General features: G+C 73.8%; 10 protein-coding genes. 9 read left to right on the top strand and 1 reads right to left on the bottom strand.

Annotated features, from left to right (window positions below; translation table 11 throughout):
- The first annotated feature begins 163 nt into the window (after positions 1–163).
- The 6 genes from BMY61_RS47205 (at position 164) to BMY61_RS33645 (ending at position 5,608) form a co-directional block, all read left to right on the top strand.
- Positions 164–2,854: a sensor histidine kinase gene (locus BMY61_RS47205; RefSeq protein ID WP_052439007.1), complete on the top strand. Its 2,691-nt coding sequence runs from the start codon at positions 164–166 to the stop codon at positions 2,852–2,854.
- Positions 2,851–3,261 (top strand): roadblock/LC7 domain-containing protein, encoded by a 411-nt coding sequence (locus tag BMY61_RS33665; RefSeq protein ID WP_042452427.1) that lies wholly within the window; start codon positions 2,851–2,853, stop codon positions 3,259–3,261. The genes BMY61_RS47205 and BMY61_RS33665 overlap by 4 nt, the downstream gene beginning before the upstream one ends.
- A 5-nt stretch (positions 3,262–3,266) precedes the next feature.
- A complete protein-coding gene (locus BMY61_RS33660; protein WP_042452429.1) occupies positions 3,267–3,719 on the top strand; it encodes a DUF742 domain-containing protein in 453 nt (150 codons plus the stop codon).
- 130 nt (positions 3,720–3,849) lie between these two features.
- Positions 3,850–4,224 (top strand): hypothetical protein, encoded by a 375-nt coding sequence (locus BMY61_RS33655; protein WP_042452432.1) that lies wholly within the window; start codon positions 3,850–3,852, stop codon positions 4,222–4,224.
- On the top strand, positions 4,225–4,962 hold the full coding sequence (locus BMY61_RS33650; RefSeq protein WP_042452434.1) for a bestrophin-like domain: 738 nt from the start codon (positions 4,225–4,227) through the stop codon (positions 4,960–4,962).
- A 67-nt stretch (positions 4,963–5,029) separates the two neighbouring features.
- Positions 5,030–5,608 (top strand): GTP-binding protein, encoded by a 579-nt coding sequence (locus tag BMY61_RS33645; RefSeq protein WP_042452437.1) that lies wholly within the window; start codon positions 5,030–5,032, stop codon positions 5,606–5,608.
- A 36-nt stretch (positions 5,609–5,644) separates the two neighbouring features.
- Here BMY61_RS33645 and BMY61_RS33640 read toward each other — a convergent pair whose 3' ends face one another.
- Positions 5,645–7,405 carry a hypothetical protein gene (locus BMY61_RS33640; RefSeq protein ID WP_052439008.1) on the bottom strand — a complete coding sequence of 587 codons (1,761 nt, stop codon included), beginning with the start codon at positions 7,403–7,405 and terminating at the stop codon, positions 5,645–5,647.
- 234 nt (positions 7,406–7,639) lie between these two features.
- Between BMY61_RS33640 and BMY61_RS33635 the strand changes: the two genes are divergently transcribed.
- From BMY61_RS33635 to BMY61_RS33625, 3 genes are all read left to right on the top strand, one after another.
- Complete coding sequence (locus tag BMY61_RS33635) at positions 7,640–8,335, top strand: hypothetical protein (RefSeq protein WP_042452440.1); 696 nt, start codon at positions 7,640–7,642, stop codon at positions 8,333–8,335.
- A 35-nt stretch (positions 8,336–8,370) separates the two neighbouring features.
- A complete protein-coding gene (locus tag BMY61_RS33630; RefSeq protein ID WP_042452443.1) occupies positions 8,371–11,472 on the top strand; it encodes an FAD-binding and (Fe-S)-binding domain-containing protein in 3,102 nt (1,033 codons plus the stop codon).
- Between the two features lie 226 nt (positions 11,473–11,698).
- Complete coding sequence (locus BMY61_RS33625) at positions 11,699–12,991, top strand: extracellular solute-binding protein (RefSeq protein WP_042452444.1); 1,293 nt, start codon at positions 11,699–11,701, stop codon at positions 12,989–12,991.
- The last annotated feature ends 83 nt before the right edge of the window (positions 12,992–13,074 follow it).

The following is a 13,074-nucleotide window of genomic DNA, read 5'->3' as shown; positions in this document are numbered from 1 at the left end:
GGATCACTTGTGTTCACAGTGAATCTCCCTTGTGTCCGCTTTGTGGTGGCTCGGTGTCACGTTCCTTTGGAAACGGAGGGTTCCCTGAGGCCACCGACGGTCGAACTGACGCACGTGCAAGTAGTAGAGTCGCCGCGATTCTGCCGGGCCCCGAGAGGAACCCATGCGACTCCGCCGCAGATCCATCCGCGCGAAGATCACCGCGCTGCTCCTGGTGCCGCTCACCGCGTTGACGGGCCTGTGGGCCTACACGTCCGTGGTCTCGGCCACCCAGGTCTGGGGGCTGTTCAAGGTCGTCGACAACTACCGCTGGTACGGCAACCCCGCGGACGACCTGTCCAGAGCCCTGCAGGACGAGCGGCGCGCCGCCGTCGCGTTCGCGGCGACCAAGGTCAGGGGCACCGCGGTCCCGACCACGCTGCTGGCGCCGCTGCGCGCCGCCGAGCAGCGGACCGACGCGGCCGCGCAGGTCTTCGGCGAACACGCGAACGACGGCGGGCACCGCGGCGACCTGAGCGACGCCCAGGCGACCGCGCTGCGCGCGATCCAGGACCAGGTGGCCGCGCTGAGGGTCGAGCGCACCGCGGTCGAGCAGCACTACCTCGACTGGTTCAGCGTCTACGTCTGGTACACGAACGTCCAGGACCCGTTCTTCACCCTGCGCCTGGAGCTCAGCGACATCCCCGCCGGCGACCTCGCCCGGACCGCGCAGAACCTCGTGGAGATCGTGCGCGCCCGCGAGTACATCTCGCGCGAGGACGCGCTCGAGGAGGGCGCCCACCTGCAGGCGCCGCTGAGCGACCAGCAGTTCCAGGAGCTGCTCTCCACCGCCGCCACCGAGCAGCTGCTCTTCCGCGTCCACACCGCCCAGCTGCCCCAGCCGCTGCAGGGGATGTACCAGGACTTCCAGGACGGCTCGGACTACTCCGAGCTCAACTCGCTGGAGAACTACTCCGGCGCGCTCGGCGCCGCCCAGCACGAGAACCGGCTCAACTACCCGCAGTGGCGCGAGACCGCCGACCGCGTCCTGGACAGCCTCAGCGCCCTGGACCAGCAGGCCGCGACCACCGCGGGCGAGCAGGGACGCAGCTACGCGATGCAGGTGATCTGGCGCGACGGCATCGCCGGGCTCATCGGCCTGCTCGCCGTCATCGCCACCATCGTGATCTCGCTGCGGATCGGCCGCCGCCTGGTCCGCGAGCTGGTCGGGCTGCGCGACGGCGCCTTCGAACTCGCGGGCGTGCGCCTGCCGTCGGTGATGCGTCGCCTGCGGGACGGCGAGAAGGTCGACGTCGCCGTCGAGGCCCCGCCGCTGACCGCACCCGACGAGTCCGGCGGGCGGCCCACCGCACCCGACGAGCTGGCCCAGCTCGGCCGTGCCTTCAACGCCGTGCAGCGCGCCGCGATCGAGGCCGCGGTCGAGCAGGCGGAGCTGCGCCGCGGCGTCGCCGCCGTCTTCGTCAACCTTGCCCGCCGCAGCCAGGCGCTGCTGCACCGCCAGCTCTCCCTGCTGGACGAGATGGAACGGCGGGCGGAGGACCCGGAGGAGCTGGAGGACCTGTTCCGGCTCGACCACCTGACCACCCGTATGCGCCGCCACGCCGAGGGCCTGATCATCCTCTCCGGCGCCGCGCCGGGCCGCTCCTGGCGTCGCCCGGTCCGCGTCCTGGATGTCGTCCGCGCCGGCGTCGGTGAGATCGAGGACTACGCCCGGGTGCGCGTGCACCGCATGCCGCCGGTCGCGGTGGCGGGCGGGGCCGTCTCCGACCTGGTGCACCTGATCGCCGAGCTCGTCGAGAACGCCACCGTCTTCTCGCCGCCGCACACCCAGGTGCGGATCGTCGGCGAGGAGGTCGCGCACGGCTTCGTGCTCGAGGTCGACGACCGCGGTCTCGGCATGGGTGACGAGGCGCTGGCCGCCGCCAACGACCGCCTGGCCACCGGAGGCGACTTCGACCTCGGCGACACCGACCGCCTCGGTCTGTTCGTGGTCAGCCGCCTGGCCGCCCGTCACCAGATCCGCGTCTCGCTGCGGCGCTCCCCGTACGGCGGCACCACCGCCGTGGTGCTGCTGCCGCACGAGCTGCTGACCGCCGCCGCGCCGCGCCCCGGCGACGCCGAGGGCGCCGGTTCCGTGGCCCGCACGGCAGCGGGCGACGCCGCGGGCACCGGATCGGGCGAGTACGCGCTGCCGCCGTCGCTGACCCGTGGCCTGCGCGACACACCCGCCGAGACCGGGCGCGCCACCAGCGGTCGGCTGGCCTCGGCCACCCGCGCCTATCCCGGCCGCCTCGGCGGCCCGCGCCCGCACACCCCCGACGAGTCCGCCGGCACCGGCGGACTGCCCCGCCGCCGTCCCAAGGCCGCGTTGTCGGTCCGCCAGGAGGTCCTCTCGGAGGAGCTGTTGGCCGAGGAGGTGCTGACGGACGAGGTCCTCAGCGCCGAGCTCCTGGGCGCTCCCACGGAGGGGCGGACCGACGCGGACGTCATCGACGCCGAGGTGCTGAGCGAGGAGGACCTCGCCGTCGAGCTGCTGCCGGCCGTGGACGACGCGATCGGTTCGATGACCGCGGCGGGCATCGTGCCGCCCGGCGGTGCGCCCGCGCTGCCGCGCCGCGTGCGGCAGGCCAACCTCGCCCCGCAGCTGCGCCGCACCGACGCCGCGCCACCGCAGCCCCCCGCCGCGCGTCCCGGCTCCGCCGGTGACCGCACCCCCGAGCAGGCGCGCGCCACCTTCGGCGCCTTCCAGCGCGGCCTGGTCCGCGGACGCTCCGAGCAGCGCCCGCCGACCCCCGAAGACCAGCTCCCGGCGAACGCGAACACAGAACCGACTGCGGAAGGAACCACCCGATGACAGCCACGACGAAGCCGTCCGGCGACCTCAACTGGCTTCTGGACGACATGGTCCGGCGGGTGCCCACGATCCGGCACGCCGTGGTGCTGTCCAGCGACGGTCTGGCCACCGGCGCCTCCGGCGAGCTGGCCCGGGAGGACACCGAGCACCTGGCCGCGGTCGCCTCCGGCTTCCACAGCCTGGCCAAGGGCGCCAGCCGCCACTTCCAGGTGGGCGAGGTCCGGCAGACGATGGTCGAGCTCGACCAGGCCTTCCTGTTCGTGACCGCGGCCGGCGACGGCAGCTGCCTTGCCGTGCTCAGCGAGTCCGAGGCCGACGTCGGCCTGATCGCCTACGAGATGGCCCTGCTGGTCCGTCGCGTCGGCGAGCACCTCGGTACGGAGCCGCGCGGCGGCTCGGCCGGGTGAGACCGATGCGGGGGGAGCAGGACGGCTTCGAGGACCCGTCGGCCTTCACCGACGCGGACGTCACCGAGGAGGGCTTCGCCGAGGAGGGCTTCGCCGACGAGGAGGAGCTCGGCCAGCTGGTGCGCCCGTACACCCTCACCCGCGGCCGCACCCGTCACGCCGCGGCGGAGGTGTTCGATCTGGTCACCCAGATCAGCGCCGCGGCCGGCGAGGGCGGCGGGGTGGACGAGGAGACCCAGGACCCGGAGCACGAGGCGATCCTGGAGCTGGTCCGGGTCCGCCCGCTCTCCGTGGCGGAGATCGCGGCCGACCTCGACCTGCCGCTCGGGGTGGTCCGCATCCTGCTCGGCGACCTGTTCGAGGCCGACCTGATCGAGGTCACCCGTCCCGTGCCCGCGGCGCAGCTGCCGGACGAGTCGATCCTGCGCGAGGTGATCCGGGGTCTGCGCGCGCTCTGACCATCCGAAACTCGTCCGCGTGACCGTTTCTGCGGACGGGTGTTCGTCAAACCGTGGCCCTGGCCGCCCCGGACGGGTCAATCGGCCCTGCCCGCGCGCTATCGCCCGGAGCGCTGGGCAGCTTCGCCGCATGGAGCCACGGATCTGTCCGCCGCCGCCGGTCCCCGTCGTCCCCCCGGTCGGCCCGGGACGCCCGCACACCCCGCCGCAGCCGCCACCCTTCCCGGTGCCGCCGCACTGTGCGATCGTCCATCCGCGCCCGTACGTACCGCGCCCGTACGTCCCGCTGCGGCCCCCACCGCGTTCCACGCCGACGCACGCGCTGCCGCCGCGTCCGGTCGTCCACCACACCGCGACCGCGATGCCCAAACCCCTGCCCGCGCCCGAGGTCGCCGCCGCGCCGGGCGCACCCGAGGCCGCGTTCGTCTACGTCGCCATCACCATCCCGGCTCTCGTCGCCGCCGGGACCGGCGCCTTTCACCAGATCTTCGGAAGGGGACGCTGAATGGACCTCGGATTCCTGTTCGCCGCGCTCGTGGGCCTCGCGGTCGCGGTCCTGGTACTGGCGCTGTTCGGCCGGACCACCCGCTCCCGCGAGGGCAACTTCTCCGGCAGCGCCCTGGCCTTCCTCGGCTCCGCCTCGCTCTCCTCCTTCGTGCTCATCGCCGCCTTCCTGATCGCCGGCTCCTGGTCGAACCTCAACACCGCCCGTGGCCACACCCTCGACGAGTCCCGCGCCCTCAACGCCGCCTACACCGACGCCGACGCGCACACCCGCCCGCTGCTGCACGCCTATGTCACCTCCGTCATCCACGACGAGTGGCCCGCGATGGCCAAGGGTCAGGCCAGTCCCACTTCCTGGCAGCGGCTGGACACCGTCCGCGCGGCGGTGACCGCGGAGCCGGTGTCGGCCCCGCGCGAGCAGGAGCTGAGCGACCTCACCGCCGTCTACACCACCCGCCAGGTCCGGCTGGCCGACACGATGGCGACCATGCCGTGGCCGCTGTACCCGGCGCTGATCTGCACGGCGATGCTGGTGCTGCTCTACGCGCCGATCGCCGGGCTCACCTTCCACCGCCGGGAGGCCGTCGCGCTGGGGCTGGTGGGCGCGGTGGTCGGCTTCGGGGTGTGGATGGTGCTGCACATGACCCACCCCTACACGGGCCCCGTGCACGTGACGCCCGTCGCCTACACGCAGAGCCTGCAGCGTTTCACGCAGTTGGCGGCGACGATCCCCAAGTGAATCCCCAAGTGACAACCGGGGACCCCACTTATGCGCGTCACCTCGCGCGGCCTATGATGCGCCCGTGATGCGTGGCACGCAGGGCGACGGTTCGTTCGTCGCCGTCAAGATCCTGGTGGCCGGCGGCTTCGGCGCGGGCAAGACGACGCTCGTCGGAGCCGTCAGCGAGATCCGTCCGTTGCGGACGGAGGAACGGCTGAGCGAGGCGGGGCGACCCGTCGACGACACGCACGGCGTGGAGGGCAAGAACACCACCACCGTGGCGATGGACTTCGGCCGGATCGACATCCGGCCCGGTCTCGCCGTCTACCTCTTCGGGACGCCCGGACAGGACCGCTTCTGGTTCGTCTGGGACGAGCTGGCGCAGGGCGCGCTCGGCGCGATCGTCCTGGCGGACACGCGGCGGCTGGAGGACTGCTTCCCGTCGGTCGACTACTTCGAGCGGCGCGGCATCCCCTTCGTGGTCGCCGTCAACTGCTTCGAGGGCGCCCAGCTCTACCCCGCCGATCAGGTCCGCACCGCGCTGGACCTCAGCCCGGACGTGCCGGTGGTGCTGTGCGACGCGCGAGAGCGGGACTCCGTCAAGGAGGTCCTGGTGGAGATGGTCGAGCTCGCGCTGACCGAGCGGCAGTCGGTCTACAGCTGAGCAGCGGTCGGGGCTGAGGGGTCCAGGGCCGAGCGGTCAGCGGGTGATGGTCAGCCGTTGGTTGGTCAGCGTCATCGGGCCGTCCGTGAGCACCTGCAGCCAGGTCGGTCCCGCCGGGTTGGGGGCGAGCGGCGCGCCGATGCGGCGCAGCACGTAGACGGCGGTGCCGTGCGCGGGGACGGTGTGCGGGCCGGAGACGACCCGCCAGTCGAAGTCGAGCCATGCGTTGACCCCCGTCGCGAAAGCCGGGGCCAGCGGCAGGTCACCGGTGTTGCGCAGCGTCGCGGTGATCCTGCTGAGGCCGACGGTGTGTCCGCTGCGGGGGCCGGACGCCGTCGCGGTGACGCGGAACGGCGGCGGGGTCGCGATCGCGACCAGCAGCAGGGTGAGGGCGGGCAGCGCCAGCAGCGGCGGCAGCGCGAGCCGCACGGTCCGGCGCCGCAGCGGTCCGGCCCGCCAGGCCCAGGCCGCGCCGAACAGCGCCCGCTCGTTGCAGGCCAGGGCGACCAGCCAGAGCGGGGCCAGCAGCACGAAGTAGGTCTCGGTGGAGCGGGTGGAGAGGAAGAACGCGGGCCACGGCAGCAGCGCGAGCGCCGGAGCCAACCGGGACGGCCACAGCGCCAGGGCCACGAGCGTGGCGAGCAGCGCGGCCGCGGCGGCCGCCGAGTACAGGCCGAGGGCGCCGCTGCCGGAGGTCAGCCAGAGACTGACGTCGACCGGTCCGAGCCCCTGCGGGGAGGCGTGCTGGGTCAGCACCGTCAGGACGCCCGGGAGCCAGGCGCCGCCGTCGAGGAGCAGGAACGGCAGGTTCAGCAGCAGGAACACCCCGGCCGCCAGGGCCCCGTAGCGGGCCGTCACGGCGAGGGCGGGTCGCCAGCGCCCCAGCTCGCCGCGGCGCACCAGCAGGACGCCGAGCAGCAGGAACGCGCTGAGGAACCAGGCGAGTTGGTGTGCGGCGTCGGCCGCGCCCAGACAGCAGGCGGAGACGACGCCCGCCCGGCCGAGCCGGGCCCCCGTGCCGATCCGGCTCCACCCGGCCAGCACCACCACCAGGAACGGCAGGGCGAGGAAGACCGGGTAGCCCTCGCGGGCGTAGGTGAACATCCAGGTCACGCCCAACACCAGGACCGTGGCCCCCGGCCGTAGCGCGGGCGGCAGCAGACGGAACATCAGCAGCGCGGTGACGGCCAGCGCCCCCAGGCTCCACAGCCCCGCCACGGGCACCCAGCCGGGCAGGGGCAGCATCCCGTGCGCACCGAACGGCGCGGTCAGCAGCACGCTCAGCGGCGGGTAGCCGAAGGTGTCCGCCGTCCTGCCGTCCATCAGCGGCGTCATGCCGACCTGGAAGAGCCGTGCGGCGCCGGGGAAGTGCGCGCCGTAGACGTGGCCGCCCGCCGCGAGGGAGCGCGCGGCCATGGTCACCAGCGCCCCCTCGTCGTCGTGGTACGGGGGAGCGCCGCTGCCGGTCGCGTAGGCGGCCTGCAACCCGAGCCGCGCCAGCGCCGCCAGCAGCACCGCGACGTCGAGGCGCCGCAGGCCCCGCTCGCCGCGGGCGACGACCGTCAGCACGGCCAGCGCCAGCAGCGCCCCGTACAGCAGCCCGAACCCGACGCTGAGGTAGACACGGGAGGTCGCCTCGGCGCGCAGCAGGGTCGGCAGCCCCTGGAACAGCACGACGACGGCGAGGAGGGAGAGGACGCGATGCGCGAGTGTCGGCGAGACCGCCGCGGCCCGCGCCGCCGCGGCACCGCCTGCGTCACGGTTCGCGGCGCGATCCGTCAGGGCACGAGTCGTCATGGCGAGCCCGACCGTAGTCGACCCGATCGGCCACGACCGGGCGCGACGGCCGCCTTACGCGAACGAGTGACAACCGGCCCCGCTCCCTTCGGCTGGGTGGCCGAACACCGTCCGTCCGTACGCCGGTCCGCACCGAATTCTGCCCCCGATGGTCCAAACCTCCTGCGCGGGCCGCACAATGGTTCTTCACGGGAGCAACACAGTCCGGCGTCCGGAGGGTGGTGAGGGGCGGGAATGGGCAGCGCGGCGATCCACGGACCGGGACTGGTCCCTCCGGGCCCCCTCCGGCCCCCGCGTCTCACCGTCCCCACGTGGCGACGCCTGCTCGGCCTCGCCATCACCCTCGCCTCGGTCGCGGCGGTGGCCTTCGTCGGCCAGTCCTTCGGCTGGATGACGGACGCTCAGGCCTCCACACGCGCGGCGCAGGCCGCGGACGGCCACGCGCGCCTGGTCGCGATGGCGCTGCGCCAGCTCGTCCCCGACGGTGAACCCGGCGAGGCACGGTTCGCCGGTGTGGCCGCCGGGCTCGACGCGGTCCTGGTCCGTGACGACTACCGCGGCCCGACCGAGACGGTGCTCATCGTCCAGGTCCACGGTCGCACGATGGCCGGGGCGTTCGGTGGCCGCCGGGTGGTGGACGTGGTCCGCTGCTACGCCCTCGACTGGCGCCCGCCGGACGTGGCGGACCCGCAGCTCGTCCCGTGCCCGGACATGCCCGCCGTCCCGCCGTCGTCCCCGGCCGCGCAGGAGCTGGCGCAGCAGCTCAACGGCCTCGGCGGCCTCGGCTCCGGCCCCTACCTCGCCGCCGGCATCCCGGGCGCGTGCGCCTTCGGCGAGTACCGCAGCCAAGGCTTCCTCGCCTGGCCGGCTCCGGTGACAGCACGCTGCGACGCCGCCGAGGTGGCGAAGGCGGCCACGTTCGTCGACTGAGGTGGCTGCAACGTCCCCTGGTTCAGAATGATCGGGTGAGCCTCGAAAAAGCGCTGCGGGCCGCTCTCCAGGGCGACGTCGACTTCGGGGCTGCCCAGCGCGCGGTCTACGCCTACGACGCGTCGAACTACCGCCAGGTGCCCCTGGGGGTCGTGAAACCCGCGTCCCTGGACGACGTGCGGGCGGCCGTCGCGCTCGCGCGGGAGCACGGGGTGTCCGTGCTCGCCCGCGGCGCGGGCACCAGCATCGGGGGGCAGGCGGTGAGCCCGGGCGCGCTCGTGCTGGACCTGCGGGCCGGGCTCGGCGCGCTGGACGCGGACGCGGTCGACCCGGGGGCGCGCACCGCGCGGGTCCGCGCGGGGACTGTGCTGGACGCACTGCAGAAGCTGGCGGCGCCACACGCGCTGCGGTTCGGGCCGGACCCGTCGACGCACAGCCGCTGCACCTTCGGGGGGATGATCGGGAACGACTCCTGCGGTGCGCACTCCGTCGCCTACGGGCGCACCTCCGACAACGTCCGCTCGCTGGACCTGCTGCTCGCCGACGGTACCGAGCTGACCGTCCACGGGCCGCGCAGCGCCGCCCAACGGCAGGCGCTGCTGGACGAGCCGGGACGAGTCGGCGCGCTCCACCGGGAGCTCCACGCGCTCGCGACCGAAAACCTCATGACGCTCCGTCAGTCCTATCCGACGCTGCCGCGCCGCGGCTCCGGCTACGCGCTCGACGCGCTGCTGCCCGAGCGCGGCTTCGACCTGGTCCGTGCCCTGACGGGGACGGAGGGCGGGTGTGCGATCGTGCTCGGTGCCGTGGTCGACCTCGTGCCGAGGGCGGAGCGGACCGAGCTGGTGGTCGCGGGGTACGCCGACGAGACGGCCGCCGCGGAGGCGGTCGTCGAGCTGTTGCCGTTGCGGCCACTGACCGCCGAGGGGATGGGCGCGGACCTGATCCGCTCGGACGCGGAGCGGGCGCGGCTGCCGAAGGGGGGTGGGTGGCTGTTCCTGGAGGCGGAGGCGGGCGACCATGCGCGTGCCCTCGAGCGCGCGGTGCGGGCGCAGGGCGCGGCCGTGGCCGTGGTGGCGGACCAGGCGGGGCAGCGGGCCCTGTGGCGGGTGCGCGAGGCCGCCGCCGGGACGGCGACGCGCGGGCCGGACGGGCAGGAGGCCTGGCCGGGCTGGGAGGACTCCGCAGTACCGCCCGAGCGGCTGGCGCCCTACCTGCGCGAGCTGCGTGCGCTGACCGCCGACCACGGGCTGCGTGGGACGCCGTTCGGACACTTCGGCGAGGGCTGCCTGCACCTGCGCCTGGACTTCCCGCTCGACACCCCGACCGACGGTCGGTTCCGGCGTTTCCTGACCGAGGCGGCCGCGTCGGCGGTCCGGCACGGCGGCTCGCTCTCCGGCGAGCACGGCGACGGACAGGCGCGGGCCGAGCTGCTGGGCCTGATGTACCCGCCGGAGGTGCTCGCGCTCTTCCGCCGGTTCAAGGCCGCGTTCGACCCGGAGAACCTGCTCAACCCGGGCAACGTCGTCGACCCGCGCCCCCTGGACGCGGACCTGCGCCAGCCGGGCCTGCCGCGCACGCTGCCGCTGGCCGACGGCGCGCGGCGCTGTGTCGGCGTGGGGGCGTGCGTCGCGGACGATCCGGCTGCCGTGATGTGCCCGAGCTACGCCGCGACGCGCGACGAGCGGCATTCGACGCGCGGTCGCGCGCGGCTGCTGGGCGAGCTGCTGCGGGGGAGCGTGACGGGGGAGGGGCCGATCACGGACGGCTGGCGCTCGCGCGAGGTACGGGACGCGCTGGACCTGTGCCTGTCCTGCAAGGGCTGCGCGAGCGACTGCCCGGTCCATGTCGACATGGCGACGTACAAGTCGGAGTTCCTGCACCGGCACTACCGCCGCCGTCTCCGTCCGCGCGTGCACTACGTGCTGGGCGGCTTGCCGCGCCTGCTGCGCATGCTGCACACCGTCCCGGGCGCGGCCCGCGCCGCGCGCGCGGCCCTGCGCGTGCGCCCTCTCGCCACCCTCGCCCGTGTCGTGGCCGGCACGGCCCCGGAACGGCCGCTGCCGTCCATCCCGCCGCGCTCCTTCACCAGCACGTACCACCCCGAGCCGCTGTCGGCCTGCGGCACTGGTTCGCGCACCGAAGGCGGCGGTGCACGGCGGGGCGCGACGGGGACGCCTCCTCCGACCGGAGCGGTGGGTCCGGATGCGGGCGATGCCGCTCCGCGTGCCCGCGGCGGTGCACGGCCGGGCGCGACCGGGGCGCTGCCTCCGACCGGAGCGGTGGGTCCGGATGCGGGCGATGCCGCTCCGCGTGCCCGAGGCCGGGTGGGGTCGGCGATCGGCCGAGGGGTGGGGTTCGCGACGCGGCGCCGCCTGCCTTCGGGCGGCGCGGAGCGCGCGGGCGGGGACGGGTCCGCGGTGCGCAGCGTCCTGCTGTGGCCCGACACGTTCGGCAACCACCTCGACCCCGACGTGCTCGATGCCGGCGCGGCCGTGCTGACCCGGCTGGGGTTCCGGCCGCAGCTGCCCGTGGGGGCGGTCTGCTGCGGGCTGACCCACGTGAGCACCGGCCGCCTCGACGCCGCCCGCCGGACCATGGCCCGTACTCTCCGCGTCCTCGCGGCGAGCCCCGCCGACGTGCCCGTCGTCGTACTCGAACCCAGCTGCGCCGCCGCGCTGCGCGAGGAACTGCCCCGCCTGCTGCCCGAGGACCCGCGCGCGGCCCGTCTTGCCGCGCGGGTGCGGACGTTCGCCGAGCTGCTGGACGAGGCCGACATCGGCGAGCAGACGCACGAACCGCTCGGCGCGCTCGCGCAGACGCACTGCCACCAGCACGCCGTCCTCGGCACCGGTGCCGACGAGCGGGTGGCGGCGCGGTTCGGGCTGGACGTGCGACGGCTGCCCCCCTCCTGCTGCGGGCTGGCGGGGAACTTCGGGTTCGAGCCGGGACACCACGACGTCTCGGTCGCCGCCGCGGAGCGCGTGCTGCTGCCCGCGCTGCGGGCCGAGCCGCGGGCGCGGGTGCTGGCGGACGGCTTCAGCTGCCGCACCCAGATCGCCCAACTCGCCGACGGCCGACGGGCCGTGCATCTCGCACAGCTGCTGCGCGAGCTGCTGGAGGACCCGTCCCGGTAGAAGTTGCAGAAAGCTCCACAAGGCTCTGACCGGCCGCGCTGTCCTCCGGGGCGGCGCGGCCTCGGTCTTCTGGCCGCAACACCGAGGACACGCGCAGGTAACGATCCTGCCGCCTTGCAGAAATTTGCTGCAAGGACTTTCCAGCGCGCTCACACCGCTGTTACGTTCCTCCCCAAGCCCAGCGGCAGTGCGGCTCTGGGCTCCCCACCCCCGAAGGAGATGCACGATGCGTCGTGGCATTGCGGCCGCCGTTCTTGCGACGGCGATAGCGGTTTCTGCAAGCGCTTGCGGTTCTTCCGGCGGCAGCAGCTCGGGCGGCTCGGCCGCCAACGCCGGGCCCGTCACCATCACCTGGTGGGACACCTCGGACGCCACCAACGAGGCCCCGACCTACAAGGCCCTGGTCGCCCAGTTCGAGCAGGCCAACCCGAACATCAAGGTCAACTACGTCAACGTGCCGTTCGCGAACGCGCAGGCGAAGTTCACCACCGCCGCCACGGCGGGCAAGGGCGCGCCGGACGTGCTGCGCTCCGATGTCGGCTGGGTCGCCGGCTTCGCCCAGGCGGGCCTGCTGGCCCCGCTCGACGGCACCCCGGCCGCCGCCGAGAAGTCCTCGTTCGAGCCGCAGCTGATCCAGCAGGCCACCTACCAGGGCAAGCTCTTCGGCATGCCCGAGGTGACCGACACCCTGGCGCTGATGTACAACAAGTCGCTCTTCGCCAAGGCCGGCATCACCGCCGCGCCGAAGACCTGGGACGAGCTGAAGGCCGACTCCGCGCTGGTCAAGCAGAAGGCGGGCGTCGACGGCTTCGCCTTCAACCCGGCCTCCTACTACGCCATGCCGTTCCTGTACGGCGAGGGCACCGACATGGTGGACCTGGCCAACAAGAAGCTGGAGTTCAACTCCGCCGCCGCCATCAAGGGCATCAACACCCTGAAGGACCTGGTCTCCGCCCCGGGCGTCTCCAAGCTCGACACCACGCCCAACGGCTACGCCAACATCATGGACGCCTTCGAGACCGGCAAGGTCGCCTCGATCATCCAGGGCCCGTGGGAGACCACCAACGTCTTCAAGGGTGCCGCCTTCTCCGACAAGACCAACCTGGGCATCGCCGTGGTCCCGGCCGGCTCGGCCGGCAAGGCCGGCGCGCCGATCGGCGGTCACAACCTGGTCGCCTACGCCGGTTCCGACGCCGCGCACCAGGCCGCCTCGGAGAAGTTCATCGCCTTCCTGACCTCGGCGCAGTCGCAGATCGAGATCGCGACCAAGAACTCGACGCTGCCGACCCGTACGGACGCCTACACCTCCGCCGTCACCGCCAACCCGGGCATCGCCGGCTTCCAGGCCGTCCTGTCCGCGGGCGTGCCGCGTCCGGCGCTGGCCCACTACAGCGACCTGTACGGCCCGTTCGGCACCGAGCTGACCAAGATGCTGACCGGCCAGGAGAGCGTTGCGCAGGGCATGAGCAACAGCACCGTGCAGGCCCAGAAGCTGCTGCCGGACTACGCCGCGCAGTGACCCCGTGCCGGCCGGTCGTCCCCGTGAGGGTGGGGGCGGCCGGCCGGCATCCCGCTTCGTACTCCCCCCAGAGTCTCCCGAAG

The organism is Streptacidiphilus jiangxiensis (genome assembly GCF_900109465.1).
Classification (GTDB): Bacteria; Actinomycetota; Actinomycetes; order Streptomycetales; family Streptomycetaceae; genus Streptacidiphilus; species Streptacidiphilus jiangxiensis.
Note: the sequence above shows the minus strand (reverse complement) of the source record. Positions and strands in the feature narration are given on the sequence as shown.

Excerpts from the sequence above, each read along its gene's own strand:
- BMY61_RS47205 (WP_052439007.1), top strand. The coding sequence starts at position 164 with ATGCGACTCCGCCGCAGATCCATCCGCGCGAAGATCACCGCGCTGCTC.
- BMY61_RS33665 (WP_042452427.1), top strand. The coding sequence starts at position 2,851 with ATGACAGCCACGACGAAGCCGTCCGGCGACCTCAACTGGCTTCTGGAC.
- BMY61_RS33660 (WP_042452429.1), top strand. The coding sequence starts at position 3,267 with ATGCGGGGGGAGCAGGACGGCTTCGAGGACCCGTCGGCCTTCACCGAC.
- BMY61_RS33655 (WP_042452432.1), top strand. The coding sequence starts at position 3,850 with ATGGAGCCACGGATCTGTCCGCCGCCGCCGGTCCCCGTCGTCCCCCCG.
- BMY61_RS33650 (WP_042452434.1), top strand. The coding sequence starts at position 4,225 with ATGGACCTCGGATTCCTGTTCGCCGCGCTCGTGGGCCTCGCGGTCGCG.
- BMY61_RS33645 (WP_042452437.1), top strand. The coding sequence starts at position 5,030 with ATGCGTGGCACGCAGGGCGACGGTTCGTTCGTCGCCGTCAAGATCCTG.
- BMY61_RS33640 (WP_052439008.1), bottom strand. The coding sequence starts at position 7,405 with ATGACGACTCGTGCCCTGACGGATCGCGCCGCGAACCGTGACGCAGGC.
- BMY61_RS33635 (WP_042452440.1), top strand. The coding sequence starts at position 7,640 with ATGGGCAGCGCGGCGATCCACGGACCGGGACTGGTCCCTCCGGGCCCC.
- BMY61_RS33625 (WP_042452444.1), top strand. The coding sequence starts at position 11,699 with ATGCGTCGTGGCATTGCGGCCGCCGTTCTTGCGACGGCGATAGCGGTT.